The organism is Sphingomonas sp. (assembly GCF_039595165.1).
In the GTDB taxonomy this organism is placed as follows: Bacteria; Pseudomonadota; Alphaproteobacteria; order Sphingomonadales; family Sphingomonadaceae; genus Sphingomonas.
Map to the genome: position 1 here is coordinate 1 of NZ_JBCNMA010000067.1, position 17657 is coordinate 17657.

The following is a 17657-nucleotide window of genomic DNA, read 5'->3' on the forward strand; positions in this document are numbered from 1 at the left end:
TTCCTCTACCTCGCCGCGGCCGGTGGCGGTGCGTGGAGCGTGGATGCGGCGCGGAGCAAGCCGGCCGCCTGACCGGTCGGAATGCGGGAGGCGCCCTCAGGGGCGCCTCCTGTAGCGGCTATTCGCGTCGCGCGCCCCAATAGTCGAACGCCCGCGCCTGCAATCGCACGACCAGCGCAACCGCGTCGCGCCCGCTCCATTCGCCGTCATAGCCATAAGCTTCCCGCACGCCGGTCCACCAACCCTGTCCCGGCAGCCGGTCGGTCTCGCGCACCACCAGCACCGCCAGTTCCGGCTCGCCAGCCGCAGCCGCGGCCGCATCGATCGCGTCGAGCGTCCTGCACACCGCGCGCATCTTGGGCCGCGTGAAGCGATGGCCGAGCCCCGCCAGCAGCTCGGAATAGCTGACCGCACGCCGCTCGCGCGCCGCGGCGATCAGCAGCGCCCGCACCCGCGCGACATCGGCGAGCGATCCGGCGCGCTGGTCATCGGGCACCAGCCCCTCGGCGACGAGCCAGCCGGCGAGCGTGTCGCCAAAGCCCGGCGCCTTGCGAGCCATCAGACCGCAGGCGCCGGGATCGGCATCAGCGCGTCAGCTTCTTGTAGGCCAATCGCGTCGGACGGTCGGCGGCATCGCCGAGGCGGCGGCGCTTATCCTCCTCATAGGCCTCGAAGTTCCCCTCGAACCATTCGACATGGCTGTCGCCCTCGAAGGCGAGGATGTGCGTGGCGAGACGATCGAGGAAGAAGCGATCGTGGCTGATCACCACGGCGCAGCCCGCGAAATTCTCGATCGCCTCCTCCAGCGCGCCGAGCGTCTCGACGTCGAGGTCGTTGGTCGGCTCGTCGAGCAGCAGCACGTTGCCGCCGCGCTTCAGCATCTTGGCGATGTTGACGCGGTTGCGCTCGCCGCCCGACAGCTTGCCGACGTTCTTCTGCTGATCCTGGCCCTTGAAGTTGAACGCGCCGACATAGGCGCGGGTCGACTGGTCATGGCCGTTGACCTTCATATAGTCGAGCCCGTCCGAAATCTCTTCCCAGACGTTCTTCGACGGATCGAGATGGTCGCGGCTCTGGTCGACATAGCCGAGGCGGACGGTGGTCCCGATCTCGATCGTGCCCGAATCCGGCGTTTCCTGCCCGGTGATCAGCTTGAACAGCGTCGACTTGCCGGCGCCGTTGGGCCCGATCACGCCGACGATGCCGCCGGCCGGGAGCGTGAACGACAAATTCTCGAACAGCAGCTTGTCGCCATAGGCCTTCGAGATGTTGTCGACCTCGATGACCTTGCCGCCGAGGCGCTCGGGCACCTGGATGACGATCTGGGCCTTGCCCGGGGTACGCTGCGACTGCTGCTCCACGAGCTGCTCGAACTTGGCGATACGCGCCTTCGACTTGGTCTGGCGGCCCTTCACGCCGGCGCGGATCCACTCGAGCTCGTCCTTGATCGCCTTCTGGCGCCCGGTCGCCTCGCGATCCTCCTGCTCGAGGCGCTTGGCCTTCTTCTCGAGATAGGTCGAGTAGTTGCCCTCGTACGGGAAGTATTTGCCGCGATCGAGCTCTAGGATCCAGTCCACGACATTGTCGAGGAAATAGCGGTCGTGGGTGATCATCAGCACCGCGCCGGCATATTCCTTGAGGTGGTTTTCGAGCCATTTGACGCTTTCGGCGTCGAGATGGTTGGTCGGTTCGTCGAGCAGCAGGATCGACGGCTTCTGGATCAGCAGGCGCGTCAGCGCGACGCGGCGCTTCTCACCGCCCGAGAGGTTGTCGACGGCCCAGTCGCCCGGCGGACAGCGCAGCGCCTCCATCGCGATCTCGAGCTGGTTGTCGAGGCTCCAGCCGTCGACCGCGTCGATCTTGGCCTGGAGATCGCCCATCTCCTCCATCAGCGCGTCGAAGTCGGTGTCGTCCTTGGGATCGCCCATCTCGGCCGAGATCGCGTTGAAGCGCTCGACCAGGTCGGCGGTCTCGCGCGCGCCGTCCTTGACGTTCTCCAGCACCGACTTCGACGGATCGAGCTGCGGCTCCTGCTCGAGATAGCCGACGGTGATGTTCTCGCCGGGCCATGCCTCGCCCGAGAAATCCTTGTCGATCCCGGCCATGATCTTGATCAGGGTCGACTTGCCGACGCCGTTGGGGCCGACGATGCCGATCTTGGCGCCCTGATAGAATTGCAGGTTGATGTTGCTCAGCACCGGCTTGGGGGCGCCGGGGAAGGTCTTGGTCATGTCCTTCATCACGAAGGCGTATTGGGCGGCCACGTGCGGGTCTCCGTTCGTCTATTCGGGTGTTCGGGATTTGGCGCCGATGTAGCGATGCCCCCGCCGATTGGCAAACCTGTCGCTCGTCGAAAAGCGCGCGGGGCCGGGTTGCGGCGAGGCCCGCCATTCCGTTACGCCTCCCCGCAACAATCTTTCAGCGGAGGACGTGAATGCGCGTGAAGACCCTTGCCCTGGCGACCTGCCTCAGCCTCGCCCTGCCCGCTTTCGCCCAGACCGACTCCGCCGCGCTGCGCGATGCGGCGCTCGAGGACGACATCGCCTGGGACATCACCGAGGGCCTGACGACCGAAGTCGGACCGCGCCTCGCCGGGACCGAGGCCGAGGCGCGCGCCCGCGCCTGGGCGGTCAGGAAGCTCGCCGCGCTCGGCTTCAGCAACGTCCGCAACGAGCCGTTCCGGATGAAGACCTGGGTGCGCGGCGAGGAGACGCTCGAAGTGCTCGCGCCCTTCCCGCAGCCGCTGCGCCTGACCGCGCTGGGCAATTCGGGGGCGACCGCGGCCAAGGGGCTCGAGGCGGAGATCGTCTATTTCCCGACCCTGGCGGCGCTGCAGGCCGCGCCCGACGGCAGTCTCAAGGGCAAGATCGCCTTCGTCAGCCATTCGATGACGCGCACGCAGGACGGCTCGCAATATGGCGCGTTCGGCGCGGTGCGTCGCTCGGGCCCGGCCACGGCGTCACGCAAGGGCGCGGCGGCGATCCTGATCCGCTCGGTGGGCACCGACCACCACCGCAACCCGCACGCCGGCGGCACCAACTTCCCCGCCGGCGTCGCGGCGATCCCCGCCGCCGCGCTGTCGCTGCCCGATGCCGAGCAGCTCGAGCGGATCCTCAAGCGCGGCCAGCCGGTCAAGGTCAGGCTCACCCTCACCCCGCGCCAGATCGGCACCACCGAATCGGGCAACGTCATCGCCGACGTGCCGGGCAGCGATCCCGCCGCCGGGATGGTCGTCGTCGCCTGCCATCTCGACAGCTGGGACCTCGGCACCGGCGCGTTCGACGACGGCGCGGGCTGCGGCATCGTCGCCGCCGCGGCCAAGCGCATCATGGACGCCGGCCGGCCACGCCGCACGATCCGCGTGCTCTGGGCCGGCGCCGAGGAAGTCGGCGTGTTCGGCGGCAAGGCCTATTTCGAGGCGCACAAGGGCGAGAAGCATGCGCTCGCCGCCGAATCGGACTTCGGCGCCGATCGCATCTGGCGCGTCGACTTCAAGCTTCCCGACAGCGCGAGGGCGGTGGGTGATCGGGTTGCCGCCGCGCTCGCCTCGCTCGGCATCAGCCGCGGCCAGCAGCCCGCGTCGGGCGGGGCGGACGTATCCGACCTGATCGCCTCGGGCGTCGCCGGAATCGACCTGCAGCAGGACGGCACGCGCTATTTCGACCTGCACCACACGCCGGACGACACGCTCGACAAGATCGATCCTGCGCAACTGCGCCAGAACGTCGCGGCGTGGACCGCGATGCTCGCCGAGGTCGCCAATGCGCCCGAAGCGATCGGCCCCGCGCAATGACGCGGCGCATCATTTCGGTGCGCCGGCAACCTTGCTGTCAGATGAATTCCCATTGACGGCGGCGTAACGGGCGTTATTCCGACTAACTCGCACGGCAATCGGGCCGGGGCGAACCGAATAATTTTGCTTGGGAGCAAACGAATGAAGAAGGTCCTCATCGTCGCTGCCGCGACCGGCCTGATGTCGCTCGCCGCGTGCAATCCGACGCCGGCTGCGAACAACACCGCCGAGAACGTCGCCGAGGCTCTGGAAGAGAGCGCCGACAACCTCGAGCTGGCCGCTGACAACGCGACCAACGACGTTGCCGAAGACGCGCTCGAGAACGCTGCCGACAACCTGGAAGAAGCCGCCGACGCGGCTGGCAACGCGGCCGAGTAATCGGACCCCGCTCTTCCTGGACCCGAACGGGTCCGGTCGAATCGAAAGGGCGTCCCTCCGGGGGCGCCCTTTTTCGTTGTGCGATGCCCGCCCCCATGCCCGCCGGGCGAGCGTTCGTCGCCGACGGTCGGTCGTTGGTCGAGCCGAACGGTTCCGGTGGAAACGGCGAACGCGCTGGTCGAGCGCCGATAGCCGACGCCGCCGCCGGGGCGTAGCGGAACAAGTGCGTTCGCCAGACGACGCACCCGCAACCCCGGAGTGAACCATGTTGTCCAATCTCGCCCGCGCGGCCGCAATCGCCGCCGCGCTTCTCGCCGCCGTGCCGGCGTTCGCCGACGGCGAGAGGTCCGTCGAAGTCTCCTACGCCGATCTCAACCTTGCTTCCGCGCAGGGCAAGGCGGCGTTCGAGCGTCGCCTCAAGGCGGCTGCCGCCCGCGTCTGCGGCGTCGGCCTCGAGCGTGACCTCAGGCTTCACAAAGTCACGCAGCGCTGCGCCGCGACCGCCCTCGAATCGACCGGCCCGGCCGTTGAGCTCGCTTACCGCAACGCCGCCGACCGGCAGCTCGCGGCACGCGATATGAGTGTCACTGTAGCACCCTGACGCTCATCGCAACTGCCCCGTCCGCCGGCCCCCCGGCGGACGGGGTCTATTTGGCCATGATCGCCTTGGCCGCAGCCTGATAGGTGCGGCCGATCCGCACCAGCTCGCCGTCGCTCAGCTCGGCATGCCACACGCCCAGGCCGTCGTGCCGCAGCTTCACGATGCGGTCCTTGCGCACGATCGTCGAGCGATGCAGCCGCAGGAAACAGTCGGGATCCAGCCGCCGCTCGAGCTCGCTGATCGTCTGGTGGATCAGGTAGCTGCGCCCCCCGACGGTCAAGCGCATATAGTCGCGCTCGGCATCGATCCGCTCGATGTCGCCGGCGCTGACGCGCACCATCTCCGAACGATGCGGCACCCAGAATTCCTCGATCCAGCGCGAGCTCGTGGCATGCGCCTCGGCACGCGGCCGCCCCGCGGCCTCGAGCGCGCGGCCGACCGCGCGCGCCAGCCGCTCCGCGCTCACGGGCTTCAGCACATAGTCCACCGCCGCGACGTCGAACGCCGCCACCGCATGCTGCTCGAACGCGGTGCAGAAGATCACCGCCGGCCGGCACGCGGCGGCGCCCAGCGCGGTGGCCACGGCGATGCCGTCGCGATGCGGCATGGCGATGTCGAGCAGCACCAGGTCGGGCCGCAGCGCATCGATCAGGCGCAGCGCCGCCTCGCCGTCGCTGGCGGTGCCGATCAGGTCGATCTCGGCGATGCCCGCGCACAGGATCTGCATCCGCTCGACCGCGAGCGGCTCGTCGTCGACGATCAGCGTGCGCAGCCGCTCAGCAGCCATTGTACACCAGGGGCAGCCGCAGCGTCGCGGCGAAGCCGCCGTCCGGGCGCTTGCCGGCGGTCAGCGTCGCCACCTCCCCGAACCGGGCGATCAGCCGGTCGCGCACGTTGCGCAGCCCGACGCCCGTCCCGTTCGCCGCCTTCGCGCCGTCGCCATCATCGCTGACCGTCACCACGAGCCTTTCGCCGACCACCTCCGCGGAGACGCAAATCTGCACCGGCCGCCGCGCGGGCGCCACGCCATATTTGATCGCATTCTCGATCAGCGGCTGAAGGATCAGGCCCGGGACGCAGGCATTGGCCGCGGCAGGGTCGATCTCGAACACCGGGCGCAGCCGCTCGGGGAAGCGCACCGCCTCGATCTCGAGATAGAGTTTCTGCACGGCGATCTCGTCGGCCAGCGGCACGTCCTCGGTCGGCTCGGCGGCGAGGCTGGTGCGGAAGAAGGTCGAGAGGTTGAGGATCATCGCCTCGGCATCCTCGCGCTTGCCCGACATGACGAGCGAGGAGATCGAGTTCAGCGTGTTGAACAGGAAGTGCGGATTGACCTGGTAGCGCAGCGCCCGGATCTCGGCGGTCTGCGTCGCCGCGCGCAGCCGCGCGGTCTCGCGCTCGGACGCGCGCACCGCCCCGGCATAGGACAGAGCGAGGTAGAAGACCGACCAGGACAGGAAGAAGAAATACCAGCTGATCGCATTCTCCGCGATCAGGTGCGCGGGTCCGTCCTGCTTCCTCTCGTCACCGGCCGCCGCCATCCGCTCGACTTCGGCGGGCTTGGGATCGACGACATAGAAGGACAGATAGTTGATCGTCGAATAGGCCGTCGCGGTGATCGCGGAGAACAGGAAGGCGGCGACGACCCGGACGCGCAGCGTGTGGTGGCAGAACGCCCGCAGCACGCGATAGAGGATGTAGGTGAACCCGACCCCGAACAGCGACACCCACGCGCGGTTGTCGAGCATCAGCCAGGCGCCGGGATAGTCCATGATCCACGACCGCAGCGTGATGCTGACATAGTAGAAGATCCAGAAGCCGATGATCGACAGGAACGCGATGCGCGGCGGCACCGTGAAGGGAGCGGACTCGGAATTGTTCGCGCTGGGCATTTGAGACCGTAACGCAATGGTTGCTGAAGAAACCATGTGCCTTCATGCCATTGATCGACGGCAATGGCACGCCCGTCGAAAGTTGGCATCGAAAGATGGTCGGGGAGACAGGATTCGAACCTGCGACATCTTGCTCCCAAAGCAAGCGCGCTACCGGGCTGCGCCACTCCCCGACGCCGGGTGCGGCCCTAGGCGGTAAGAGCCGAACACACAAGTCACCGCTGGTGGGCCCGGCAGGACTTGAACCCGCAACCTAGCCGTTATGAGCGGCCAGCTCTAACCAATTGAGCTACAGGCCCCCAGCGGTTCCCGCGATTAGGGGCGAACGCCGCCGCGGGCAAGCGCCGCGCGATCGAGCGCCGCCAGGATCTCGTCATGGGACGCGGAGGCGATGCCGAGCTTGGCGAGCAGGCCGAATGCCGCTTCCCACCAGGCATGGAACGCACGCAGCTCCGCCGCGTCGCGGACATAGGGCGTGTAGCCCGGCGCCGCCGAGGGCGAATGATAGGAGAAGAGCAGCAGCCGCGCGCCCTCGCCCGCCGCGACGCGAATCGCCTCCAGCGCGAGGTCGATCGGCATCTCCTCGGGCGTCAGCGCGACGCGCGACAGGAGTCCCAGGCGCGAGGCGACGCCGCGCCCCTTGGGCAAGTGCCGCAGCGCGCCGTAGAGCCCCGCGCCGCCGCGCCGTGCCATGCCGGTGTAGAGGGTGGTCAGCGGCAGCTCGGCGAGCCCGCCCTCCCCCGTCCAGAAGCCGGAATTGCCGATCGCGGTGAAATCGGGCCCGCCCTCGGCCGAATAGTCGTAGCCCGAGCGCATCGAGGTATCGACGCGATAGCCCTCGGCCGCGAGCAGCGACAGCGAGTTGGGCCCGATCCCGTAGCGCCCGGCGCGGAACATCACGGGCCGCTTGCCGAACGCCGCGGCGATCGCGCCGGTCAGCACCGCGAGCTTCGCCGCCTCCAGCTCGCGCGGGAGATTGCCGACGAAGCTGTTGTGCGGCGTCACCGCCTCGTCGAACGGCGGATTGACCCAGGGATGAAGCTGCGTGCCGATCGCCGAGCGCCCGTCGGCGAGCAGCTCGCCCAGGATGTCAACCGACTTGGGGCAGGTGACGATCGGGTGGTCGACCATGTAGCTCGCCGGCACGCCGTGCGCCGCGAACAGCCGGTGCATCCCGGGCAGGGCGCGCATCGCCTCCGTCGCGCGATTCTCGCGCCTCAGGGGCCGAGTCCAGTCGAACTCCTCCTCGGTGTCGACGAACACGGTGAAGCGCGTGCCGAACCCCTCCGGCCACGCGATCGCGGCGTCCGGCGCGGGCGCCGGCACGCGATATCCCCCTGCCGGGGCGAAACGATGTCCCATTTCCATGGGCTGGGCGTCTAGCGCACCTGCTCCAAAGACTTGGTTACCAAGGCGGGCAGGCGGATCGTCAGCTGCGCCGCGTCGACGGCCAGCGCGCCGCCGAGCTCGCGCGCGAGGTTGCGGATCAGGCGCAGCGCGAAGCCGGCGCCGAGCAGCGCGGCATCGTCGCCCTCGTCGTCGATCGCGAAGATCGCCTCGCCGGGATAGGCGGCGAAGGCGCGCGGCCGATCGAAGGCGATCGCCACCGCGTCGCCGGTCTCGGCGAAGGCGACGCCGATGCGCCCGCCCTCGCCCGCGGCCGACAGCAGCGTCGCGAGCATGCGCGCGATCGAACGGCTGCTCGCGCGCATGCTCGCGAGCGGCCGTTCGGGCGCGCGCGCGTCGCCCGCCACCGCCAGCTCGCCCGCCGGCAGGGCCAGCTCGGCGCCGCGCAGCGCCGCGAGCCCGGCCAGATCCTCGCCGATCCGCGCGAGCAGCGGGTGCAGCGCGACCTCGCCCGGGTAGAGGCGCAGCGCCGAGGCATCGATCCGCGCGGCGATGTCGAGATCGTCGATCGCCGCGAGCAGCGCGCGGGCATGGTCGCGGATCGTCGCGGCACGCTCGCGATAGACCGGCGCGGCCTCGCCCAGGATCTCGCGCTCGATCAGCTCGGCGAAGCCGGCGATGGCGTTGGTCGGGGTGCGCAGCTCGTGCATCAGCTGGCGCAGCGAATCGGCGCCGCGGCCCGCGCCGGGGGCCACGGTCTCGTCACGCCGCGGCCGCCGCGCGGTGCCGCGATAGCCCGAGAAGCGCCCGGTCGCCGAGTCGAAGGCGGCGGCGCCCGAGATGCGCCAGTCGCCCGCCGCGTCGCTCTCCCCGGCGACGAACAGCCGTGCCGCGGCAAAGCGGGCGCGCTGGCGGAACGCGCCCGCCACCACGCCGTCGACGCGCGATCCGCTGCCCGATGCGGCGCTGTCGAGCGGCAGCCCGATCAGCGGCGCGCGCGACACGCCGTCGACCCAGTTGATGATGCCCTGCGCGTCGGTCTCGAAACGGAACCCGGCCGCGCGCTTCGGCGCAGCCGGCGCCATCGGCTGATCGGGCTGGCGCGTGTAGAAGGCGTCGATCCGCGCGACCACGTCGGCGATCTCGAACGGCCCGCCCGTGTCGCCGTCCGCGCGCTCCTCCAGAATCGCCGCTTCCCCCGCCATGTCCGGAGTCTGCGCCTCGGCGGACTCCGCGGCAACCGCCGTTGCGGCGAGCGGTTCGTCGCGAGCCCCGTCTTGAGCCGGCGCGGCCTGTTGCAGCGCCGCCGCCACGACCGGGATGCCCAGCGCGGCGACGCCGACCGGCACGAAGGTCGAGGACGCGCCGACGACCGGCGTGGCGACCTCGCTGACGACCGGCGTGGCGGCCGCGCCGGGGTCCGCCGCCGCGGTGCTCGCGGGAAGCACGAAATCCGCCGCGCGATAGCCGTCCAACGCTTCGTTCACCCCCGGCGGCAGGTCGCGGCGGCCGCGCAGCACGCCGCGGCCCGCCGCGGACAGGCGCGGCAGCAGCGCGATCCATTCGTCCGCGCTCAGCCGCGCGGTGCGCAGGATCGGCGTGGCGACCGCGATCTCGTCGACGACGCAGAGCTCGACCAAAGCCGCGGGCGGTTCGGCCATCTCCAGCGCGCGCGCGCTGGTCACCCGCACGGGCAGCGGCACGTCGTCGCGAATCGATTCGAGCAAGGCGATCGCGCGCGGGTCGTCGGGGATGCGGCGGCGTCCGATCAGGTCGACGAGCTGGCGCCAGGCCGAGGCCTTGCCGAACGCCGTCGCGACGTCCGCTGCCAGCACCGTGTCCAGGGTATCGTCGAACCGCACCAATCTGTCGTCCCACCCCGCCGGGAATCCGGGCGGTAATGAAGCCTTAACTGCGGAAATCCCTGCCGGAAACCGCCCATTTCGCGCCGTCGCATTGTGGGACAATTGCGCTTGCGCGTAATTATCTTATGTATACGAGACAGAATGCGATCAATTGCTGTCGCACAATAGGGGATACCGAATGGCCTTTGACGAGATCGACCGGCAGATCATGGCGCATCTACAGGCCGATGGCCGGATGACCAATGTCGATCTGGCCGACCGCGTCGGGCTGACCGCGCCACCCTGCCTGCGCCGCGTCCGCACGCTCGAGGAGAAGGGCGCGATTCGCGGCTATCATGCCGATCTCGACCCGGTCTGGCTCGGCTATACGATCACCGTGTTCGCGATGGTCAGCCTGAAGAGCCAGGCCGAGACCGATCTCGAGGCGTTCGAGGCGCATGTCGCCGGCATCCCCGAGATCCGCGAATGCTACATGCTCAACGGCGACATCGACTTCATCCTGAAGATCGTCGCCAGGGACCTGTCGAGCTTCCAGCAGTTCCTCACCACCCGGCTGACCACCGCGCCCAATGTGGCGCATGTCCGCACCTCGCTCACGATCCGCTCGTCCAAGTCACTCCCGGGGGTCCCGGTCGAGCCTTAGGATGGATCGACATTCTACGCGCTTTTGCTCCCCGGCGAAGGCCGGGCCCCAGTTGCGGCGACCCTCGGTAGGCTCACGCACCTCTCGGACCGGCCCGATACTGGGCCCCGGCCTTCGCCGGGGAGCAACGAGCGGTTCGACCTACACGAACAGAATCTGACGCAAAAAGGGGCGGCGCGACGGCCGCCCCTCTTCGTTTCCGCGCGGCCGGGTCTCAGGCCGCGGGCAAGTCCATCCAGGTCGACCAGAAGCGCGCGATGTCGGCGCGTGGCGCGCCGCTGACCGCGCCGAACGCCGTTTTGGCCTCGGCCTTCTGGCCCGACAGCGCCAGCGCGATGCCGAGACGGGTGTTCACCACATTGGTGTCGACGCCGCCCTTCTGCAGCGCGAGCCGGTACATCTCGACCGCCTTGGGATAGTTGCGCGTGCCGAGATAGGCGTCGCCGGTCTGCATCGCGACGTCGCCCTTGGCGGCGCCCGCCGCGCGCTTCTCCTCGCCGGCCAGCGGCACTTCCGCCTTCTCCTGCTTGTCGGCGGTCGCATAGAGCTGGTTGATCTGGGCGTTGGTCTTGGTGACCTTGCCGCTCGCCCGGCCCTCGTCGATCACCGACTTGACCTCGCCCGGCAGGCCGCGGCGCTGCGCGACATCGGCGTACTGGAGATAGTCGCTCTCGCCGCCCATCGCCTTCGCCGCGCGCATCAGGCGCAGCACGTCGAGCCGCTGGTCGGGGTCGAGCGTGACGCCCTTGGCCTGGATCTGCTCGAGGTAGATGAGCAGCGACGAGCGCCACGCATCCGGACCCGGATAGGCGGCGATCTGCCTGTTGAGCCAGGCCGAGGCGGCATCCTTGTTGCCCGACTTGTAGAGCTCGGACACGGCGATCTTGTACCACGTCTCGGGCGCCTTCTGGCCCGCGGCCTCGCGCGCCTTGATCGCCTCGTCGAGCGAGGCGACGCCGCCATTCACGTCCTTGGTCTGGAACTGCGCGACGGCGCGCTGCAGCGGCAGGTCGGGCTGGTTGGAACCGAGCTCGCGCGCCTTGGCATAATGCGGCAGCGCATCGGCATATTTCTTGTCCTGCGCGAGCAGCTGGCCGCGCAGGAAGTGCAGGTTGCCGAGGTCCGGCCCGGCGATCTTGCCGCTCGCGATCAGCGTGTCGAGCGCGGCACCACGGCCGGTGTTGCTCTTCTTCTTGGTCTCGAGGTCGTAGCGCATCCGCGCCGCGAGGAACTTCTCGTCCGGATTGGCGGCGATTCCTTCGAGGGCGGCGAGCTTCGCTTCCTCGAGCGCGAGGTCGGTGCCCTTGGCAGCTTCCTGCGCCTCGACCGCGGCCTTGCGGTAGGCGGCGCTCATCTTGAGCTGAGCGGCTTCCTCCTTCTCCTTCTTCTGCGCCGCGGCCGGAGCGGTGGCGAGGAGGGCGGGCATGCCGAGAACGATCGCCGCGGACAGCGCGACTTTCGAGACAGACTTCATTCAGGACTCTCCTTACGCGGGTCAGCGTAGCAAAATAGGGGCAAATCCGCTCTAGTAATCCGCCCCGCCGGGTCAAGGCGCGGCACGTCGTTTCGCCCCTCGCATTCGCACGCTGAACGCATTTTGAACGCATTGGCTCCGCACCGCCGCTTGGCGCCCTCACGCGCGCGTACGCGTGCGCGCGCGGGCTTGGCAGGTGGCCACCGCCCCGCTAGAGCGGTCACAATCCTGAAACAAGCTCCGAAAGCGTGATCACTTGACCGACGAGACCGTCCTCGCGGACCCTTCCGACATTACCCCGATCTCGATCGTCGACGAGATGAAGACCTCGTACCTCGATTACGCGATGAGCGTGATCGTGGCGCGCGCCCTGCCCGACGTCCGCGACGGCCTGAAGCCGGTTCACCGCCGCATCCTCTACGCGGCGCAGGAGGGCGGCTATCTGCCCGGCCGCGCCTATCGCAAGTCGGCCCGCCTGGTCGGTGACGTGATGGGTAAATACCATCCGCACGGCGACAGCTCGATCTACGACGCGATGGCGCGCATGGCCCAGGACTGGGCGATGCGCGTGCCGCTGATCGACGGCCAGGGCAATTTCGGATCGATGGACCCCGATCCGCCCGCGGCGATGCGCTACACCGAGGCGCGCCTCGCCAAGGTCGCGATGTCGCTGCTCGACGACATCGACAAGGACACGGTCGACTTCCAGGACAATTACGACGGCTCGGAGAGCGAGCCGACCGTCCTCCCCGCCCGCTATCCGAACCTGCTGGTCAACGGCGCCGGCGGCATCGCGGTCGGCATGGCGACCAACATCCCGCCGCACAATCTCGGCGAAGTGATCGACGCCTGCCTCGCGTACATGGACAATGGCGCGGTGACGGTCGAGGAGCTGATGGAGATCGTCCCCGGTCCGGACTTCCCCACCGGCGCGCTGATCCTCGGCCGCACCGGCTGCCGCAACGCCTATCAGTCGGGCCGCGGCTCGATCATCGTGCGCTCGCGCCATACCTTCGAGCAGCGCGGCGAGCGCCGTTCGATCGTGCTCACCGAAATCCCCTACCAGCAGGGCAAGAACGCGCTGGTCGAGAAGATCGCCGAGGCCGCCAAGGAAAAGCGCGTCGAGGGCGTCAGCGACATCCGCGACGAATCCAGCCGCGAGGGCGTGCGCATCGTCATCGACCTGAAGCGCGACGCGACGCCCGAGGTCGTGCTCAACCAGATCTGGCGCAACACCCCGGCGCAGTCGAGCTTCCCGGCCAACATGCTCGCGATCCGCGGCGGCCGCCCCGAGCTGCTCAACCTGCGCGACATCGTCGAGGCGTTCGTCCGCTTCCGCGAGCAGGTGATCACGCGCCGCTCCAAGTTCGAGCTCGCCAAGGCACGCGACCGCGCGCACATCTTGCTCGGCCTGGTCATCGCGGTCACCAACCTCGACGAGGTGGTGCGCATCATCCGCGGTTCGTCGAGCCCGGTCGCGGCGCGCGAGGCGCTGCTGATGCGCGAATGGCCGATCGCCGAGATCGCGCCGTACATCCGCCTGGTCGAGGCGGTGGAGACCGAAGTCGCCGGCGACACCTACCGCCTGTCCGACATCCAGGTCCGCGCGATCCTCGACCTGCGCCTGCACCGCCTCACCGCGCTCGGCCGCGACGAGATCGGCGACGAGCTCAAGACGCTCGCCGATTCGATCGCCGAGCTGCTCGAGATCCTCGCCAACCGCGCCAAGCTCTACGAGGTGATGCGGGAGGAATTCGTCGCGGTCCGCGATCAGTACGCCACGCCGCGCCGCACCGAGATCGCCGCCGCCGCCGACGGGATCGAGGACGAGGATCTGATCGAGCGCGAGGACATGGTCGTCACCGTCACGGTGCAGGGCTATATCAAGCGCACCAGCCTCGACAGCTTCCGCGCGCAGAATCGCGGCGGCAAGGGCCGCGCGGGCATGGCGACCAAGGACGAGGATGCCGTCACCGAGCTGTTCGTGACCTCGACCCACACGCCGGTGCTGTTCTTCTCGACGCTCGGCAAGGTCTATCGCATGAAGGTGTGGCGCCTGCCCGAGGGCGGCGCCAACACGCGCGGCCGGCCGATGATCAACCTGCTCCCGCTCGCCGCGGGCGAGACGATCTCGACGGTGCTGCCGCTGCCCGAGGACGAGAGCGAGTGGAGCAAGCTCCACGTCATGTTCGCCACCGCCAAGGGCTCGGTCCGCCGCAACTCGATGGACGCGTTCACCAACGTCCCCTCGAACGGCAAGATCGCGATGAAGTTCGAGGGCGAGGACGAGGACGATCGCCTGATCGGCGTCGCTTTGCTCGACGAGGGCGACGACGTCCTGCTCGCCACGCGCCAGGGCAAGGCGATCCGCTTCGCCGGCGACGAGGTGCGCGAGTTCCAGAGCCGCAACTCGACCGGCGTGCGCGGCATGCGCCTGCTCGGCGACGACGAGGTGATCTCGCTCTCGATCCTCCACCGCGTCGGCACCACCGCCGAGGAGCGCGAGGCCTATCTGCGGTTCGCGCCGTGGAAAGCCGAGAAGGAAGGCGAGCCCGACTTGGCGCCGGAGCGTTTCGAGGAGCTGCGCGAGCGCGAGCAGTTCATCCTCACCGTCTGCACCAACGGCTATGGCAAGCTCAGCTCGGCCTATGAGTATCGCCGCACCGGGCGCGGCGGCCAGGGCATCACCAATATCGACAATATCGGCCGCAACGGCCCGGTCGTCGCCAGCTTCCCGGCGACCAAGGGCCACCAGCTGATGCTCGTCACCGATCAGGCCAAGCTGATCCGCATGTCGCTGGGCGACCTGCGCGTGATCGGGCGCGGCTCGGCCGGCGTGCGGCTGTTCAATGTCGCCGACGACGAGCACGTCGTCTCCGCCGCGCGGATCGAGGAGACCGAGGAGGAGGCCGAAGTGAACCTCGCCGACGGTCCGGGCGTTGGAGAGCCGACGCCGGACGCGACCCCCGGCGAGGATCTGGCCGAGGGCCCGGAGGGTGGCGAATAATCCTCACCCATTAACCGTCACCCGGCCTTGTGCCGGGGTCCACCGGGCGGCACACGCGCAGGGATCGAACCTCCTGTCCATCGGTTGCGTCACCGTGGATCCCGGCACAAGGCCGGGATGACGCCGGAGCGAATGCCATGCACCCGACCACCGCCTACAAGGTGCTGACCGCCGCGCAGATGCATGCGCTGGAGCATGACGGCAGCTTCGCCGGCGCGCCGGTCGATCTTGCCGACGGCTATGTCCACATGTCGACGCGCGACCAGCTCACCGAAACCGTCGACAAGCATTTCGCCGGGCAGGACGAACTGTGGGTCGCGGCAGTCGACCTGGAGGCGCTGGGCGAGGCGGTGAAGTGGGAAGTCTCGCGCGGCGGTGCCGAGTTTCCGCACCTCTACGCCCCGCTCCCGCTCGACGCGGTGATCGCCTATTCGCCGCTCGAGCGCGACGCGGACGGCGCGGTCAGGCTGCCGGTGACGGGCTAGCCCTCGAACGGGCCGTCGCCCTCGCGATCGCGCGGATAGTGCCGCTTGAGCGGGAATGGCGGCAGCCATGCCTCGCGCCGTACCGTCCAGCACTCGTAGCTCGGCATCAGCTGGTCGGGTTCGTCGAGCGTTCCCAAATGCAGCTCGATCTCATCGCCGCTGCGCACGAACACCGACGAGCCGCAGCGCGAACAGAAGCACCGCCCGCGATAATCGCTCACCTCGCCAGCGATCGTCACCGCCTCCGCGGGAAACATCGCCGCGGCGAAGAACAGCGCGCCGTGATGCTTGCGGCAGTCGAGACAGTGGCAGAGGCCGACTCGATTCGGCCCGCCGGATGCCGCGATCCGGACGTCGCCGCACAGGCATCCGCCCGTAAATCCGTCCATGCGAGTTCCTCCGTGCGATCAGGCAGGCGATACGCCGCTCGCGGGGCTTAGGTTCCCTTCACCGCTTCGGCCGGCCGTACCCCGATCCGCACCCGCACTTCGCCCGGCACGCCGAAATCCTCGAGCGGCGCGCCCAGCCCATGGATGCCACAGACCTCGCGCTGGATCAGATAGACATGCGCCGCATCGGCCGCGGCCTGCACCAGCGCGTCGCGATCCTCGTCCGGCCCCGCCCCGCGCAGCTTCGCGAGCGCCGCCTCGAGCGCCTTGCCGGCGCGGCCCAGCGTCGCCGCCTTCTCGGCCAGCACCTCGCGCTGGAAATCGTTGAACACCTCCTCGGCGCGGGAGGACGGCGAAAGCGGGCGGCTGCTCATGCGCGCGATATGGGATCGGCGAACAAGTCTTCCACCTCCACCCCCTCGCCTTCCGCGGCGATCAGGAGCGTGCGGTGGCACACCCGGGGATCGCGCTCGAAGCACAGCAATGCGCTCGGCGTCTCGGCGATCAGATCGCGCATCCGCGCCGCCTGTGCCTGCGCCTCGGGCAGCTCGAGCTGGCCGGCATAGACCGTCTCCAGCGTCGCGCGGTCGCCCTTCTTCGCCGCGTCGCGCCCCGGCTTGGGCGTGCCCAGGGCCTTGAGGTGGACATAGCCGATCCCGCGTTCCTTGAGCGCGGCGGCGAGCGGCGCCTTGGAGAAGCCCGGCCGGCGCGACAGCGGCAGCTGGCGCACGTCGATCACCTGCCGCACTCCCGCGCCCTCGAGCGCGGCGAGGAACGATTCCATCGTCGCCCCCTCATATCCGATGGTGAAGACCTTCATCAGCACCTCTTCAAGCTTGTTCCCCTGCGAAAGCAGGGGCCTGGATACCAAGCGATTCACCCTGACACCCTGGGCTCCTGCTTTCGCAGAACGGAAGATGTCACGCCGGCTTGTGGCATACCGCCTCGACGTTCATCCCGTCGGGGTCGATCACGAACGCGGCATAGTAATTCGGATGGTAGTTTTCGCGAATCCCCGGCGCGCCATTGTCCTTGCCCCCCGCCGCCAGCGCCGCCGCATGAAACGCGTCGACCTCGGCCCGCGTCTCGACTCGAAACGCGAAGTGCGTGCCGTCGGTCACCGGCTCGCCGTCGGCGATCACGAAGTCGATCTCCTCCGCGCCCATCAGCACGACATTGTTGCCGAGCCCGTTGGTCTCCTCGCCCATCACCTTGTAGCCGAGCGGCGCCAGCGCCGCCTCGTAGAAGCGCCGCGACGCCGCAATGTCCTTCACCGGGATCCCGAGATGGTCGATCATGTTTGACTCCTCCAATTTCTGAAATTACAGAAATTACGCCATGACCCGGTTCGCGGAACATCCCGACGCCAAGGCGTTCATTCTCCACTGGGGCGAGATGGGAACGCAATGGGGCGTCAATCGCTCCGTGGCGCAGGTCCATGCCTTGCTCTACCTCGCCGACCGCCCGCTCCATGCCGAAGAGATCGTCGAGGCGCTCGGTCTCGCCCGCTCCAACGTCTCGACCGCGCTCAAGGAACTGCAGGGCTACGGCATCGTCCGCCGAGTCCATGTCGAGGGCGACCGCCGCGACCATTTCGTCGCCGAGACCGATCTGTGGGAGATGCTCATGCGCATCGTCGCCGAGCGCAAGCGCCGCGAGGTCGACCCGACGATCCAGCTGCTCGGCGAGCTCGCCGCCCGCCTCGCCGCCGACGACACCGCCCCGCCCCAAGTGCGCGAGCGCGTCGGCCGCATGCATGAGTTCATCGGTACGCTCGGCGGCT

Annotated in this window: 18 protein-coding genes and 2 tRNA genes; 7 read left to right on the forward strand and 13 right to left on the reverse strand. The window is 68.9% G+C overall.

Annotated elements, in window-relative coordinates; all coding sequences use genetic code 11:
- Positions 1–118 precede the first annotated feature (118 nt).
- On the reverse strand, positions 119–562 hold the full coding sequence (locus ABDV68_RS12000) for a ribose-phosphate pyrophosphokinase (RefSeq protein WP_343520237.1): 444 nt from the start codon (positions 560–562) through the stop codon (positions 119–121).
- 22 nt (positions 563–584) lie between these two features.
- Positions 585–2264, reverse strand: a complete 1680-nt coding sequence (ettA, locus tag ABDV68_RS12005) for an energy-dependent translational throttle protein EttA (protein ID WP_343520216.1) — start codon at positions 2262–2264, stop codon at positions 585–587.
- A 170-nt stretch (positions 2265–2434) separates the two neighbouring features.
- On the opposite strand from ettA, the gene ABDV68_RS12010 reads away from it, so the two are divergent.
- From ABDV68_RS12010 to ABDV68_RS12020, 3 genes are all read left to right on the forward strand, one after another.
- Positions 2435–3793 (forward strand): M28 family peptidase, encoded by a 1359-nt coding sequence (locus ABDV68_RS12010; RefSeq protein WP_343520217.1) that lies wholly within the window; start codon positions 2435–2437, stop codon positions 3791–3793.
- A gap of 141 nt (positions 3794–3934) precedes the next feature.
- Positions 3935–4171 (forward strand): hypothetical protein, encoded by a 237-nt coding sequence (locus ABDV68_RS12015; RefSeq protein ID WP_343520219.1) that lies wholly within the window; start codon positions 3935–3937, stop codon positions 4169–4171.
- 265 nt (positions 4172–4436) lie between these two features.
- Positions 4437–4772 (forward strand): UrcA family protein, encoded by a 336-nt coding sequence (locus ABDV68_RS12020; RefSeq protein WP_343520221.1) that lies wholly within the window; start codon positions 4437–4439, stop codon positions 4770–4772.
- Positions 4773–4818: 46 nt separating this feature from the next.
- Here the strand turns inward: ABDV68_RS12020 and ABDV68_RS12025 are convergent, their stop codons facing one another.
- From ABDV68_RS12025 to ABDV68_RS12050, 6 genes are all read right to left on the reverse strand, one after another.
- Complete coding sequence (locus ABDV68_RS12025) at positions 4819–5559, reverse strand: LytTR family DNA-binding domain-containing protein (RefSeq protein ID WP_343520222.1); 741 nt, start codon at positions 5557–5559, stop codon at positions 4819–4821.
- A complete protein-coding gene (locus tag ABDV68_RS12030) occupies positions 5549–6664 on the reverse strand; it encodes a histidine kinase (protein WP_343520223.1) in 1116 nt (371 codons plus the stop codon). Before ABDV68_RS12030 ends, ABDV68_RS12025 begins: the two co-directional genes overlap by 11 nt.
- A gap of 96 nt (positions 6665–6760) precedes the next feature.
- Positions 6761–6837, reverse strand: a tRNA-Pro gene (locus ABDV68_RS12035).
- 49 nt (positions 6838–6886) lie between these two features.
- A tRNA-Ile gene (locus ABDV68_RS12040) sits at positions 6887–6963 on the reverse strand.
- A gap of 16 nt (positions 6964–6979) precedes the next feature.
- On the reverse strand, positions 6980–8026 hold the full coding sequence (locus ABDV68_RS12045; RefSeq protein ID WP_343520224.1) for a polysaccharide deacetylase family protein: 1047 nt from the start codon (positions 8024–8026) through the stop codon (positions 6980–6982).
- Positions 8027–8043: 17 nt separating this feature from the next.
- The gene (locus ABDV68_RS12050) at positions 8044–9873 is read right to left on the reverse strand and encodes a histidine kinase dimerization/phospho-acceptor domain-containing protein (RefSeq protein WP_343520225.1); all 1830 of its coding nucleotides are present in this window, start codon (positions 9871–9873) and stop codon (positions 8044–8046) included.
- 181 nt (positions 9874–10054) lie between these two features.
- On the opposite strand from ABDV68_RS12050, the gene ABDV68_RS12055 reads away from it, so the two are divergent.
- Positions 10055–10519 (forward strand): Lrp/AsnC family transcriptional regulator, encoded by a 465-nt coding sequence (locus tag ABDV68_RS12055; protein WP_343520226.1) that lies wholly within the window; start codon positions 10055–10057, stop codon positions 10517–10519.
- A gap of 214 nt (positions 10520–10733) precedes the next feature.
- On the opposite strand, the gene ABDV68_RS12060 is transcribed toward ABDV68_RS12055, so the two are convergent.
- Positions 10734–11993: a hypothetical protein gene (locus tag ABDV68_RS12060; RefSeq protein WP_343520227.1), complete on the reverse strand. Its 1260-nt coding sequence runs from the start codon at positions 11991–11993 to the stop codon at positions 10734–10736.
- Positions 11994–12249: 256 nt separating this feature from the next.
- Between ABDV68_RS12060 and gyrA the strand changes: the two genes are divergently transcribed.
- Together gyrA and ABDV68_RS12070 are read left to right on the forward strand one after the other, a co-directional pair.
- Positions 12250–15000, forward strand: coding sequence for a DNA gyrase subunit A (gene gyrA / locus ABDV68_RS12065; protein WP_343520228.1), 2751 nt, complete (start codon positions 12250–12252; stop codon positions 14998–15000).
- A 137-nt stretch (positions 15001–15137) separates the two neighbouring features.
- Complete coding sequence (locus ABDV68_RS12070; protein WP_343520229.1) at positions 15138–15485, forward strand: DUF952 domain-containing protein; 348 nt, start codon at positions 15138–15140, stop codon at positions 15483–15485.
- On the opposite strand, the gene ABDV68_RS12075 is transcribed toward ABDV68_RS12070, so the two are convergent.
- From ABDV68_RS12075 to ABDV68_RS12090, 4 genes are all read right to left on the reverse strand, one after another.
- Entirely contained in the window at positions 15482–15874 is a 393-nt protein-coding gene (locus ABDV68_RS12075) for a GFA family protein (protein ID WP_343520231.1), read from the reverse strand. The genes ABDV68_RS12070 and ABDV68_RS12075 overlap by 4 nt on opposite strands.
- 47 nt (positions 15875–15921) lie before the next feature.
- The gene (locus ABDV68_RS12080; RefSeq protein ID WP_343520232.1) at positions 15922–16248 is read right to left on the reverse strand and encodes a DUF6665 family protein; all 327 of its coding nucleotides are present in this window, start codon (positions 16246–16248) and stop codon (positions 15922–15924) included.
- Complete coding sequence (locus ABDV68_RS12085; protein WP_343520233.1) at positions 16245–16694, reverse strand: DUF488 domain-containing protein; 450 nt, start codon at positions 16692–16694, stop codon at positions 16245–16247. Before ABDV68_RS12085 ends, ABDV68_RS12080 begins: the two co-directional genes overlap by 4 nt.
- Before the next feature lie 100 nt (positions 16695–16794).
- Positions 16795–17172 carry a VOC family protein gene (locus ABDV68_RS12090; RefSeq protein WP_343520234.1) on the reverse strand — a complete coding sequence of 126 codons (378 nt, stop codon included), beginning with the start codon at positions 17170–17172 and terminating at the stop codon, positions 16795–16797.
- 40 nt (positions 17173–17212) lie between these two features.
- On the opposite strand from ABDV68_RS12090, the gene ABDV68_RS12095 reads away from it, so the two are divergent.
- Positions 17213–17657, forward strand: a 445-nt coding sequence (locus ABDV68_RS12095) for a MarR family transcriptional regulator (RefSeq protein ID WP_343520236.1), incomplete at its 3' end; no start/stop codon positions are given.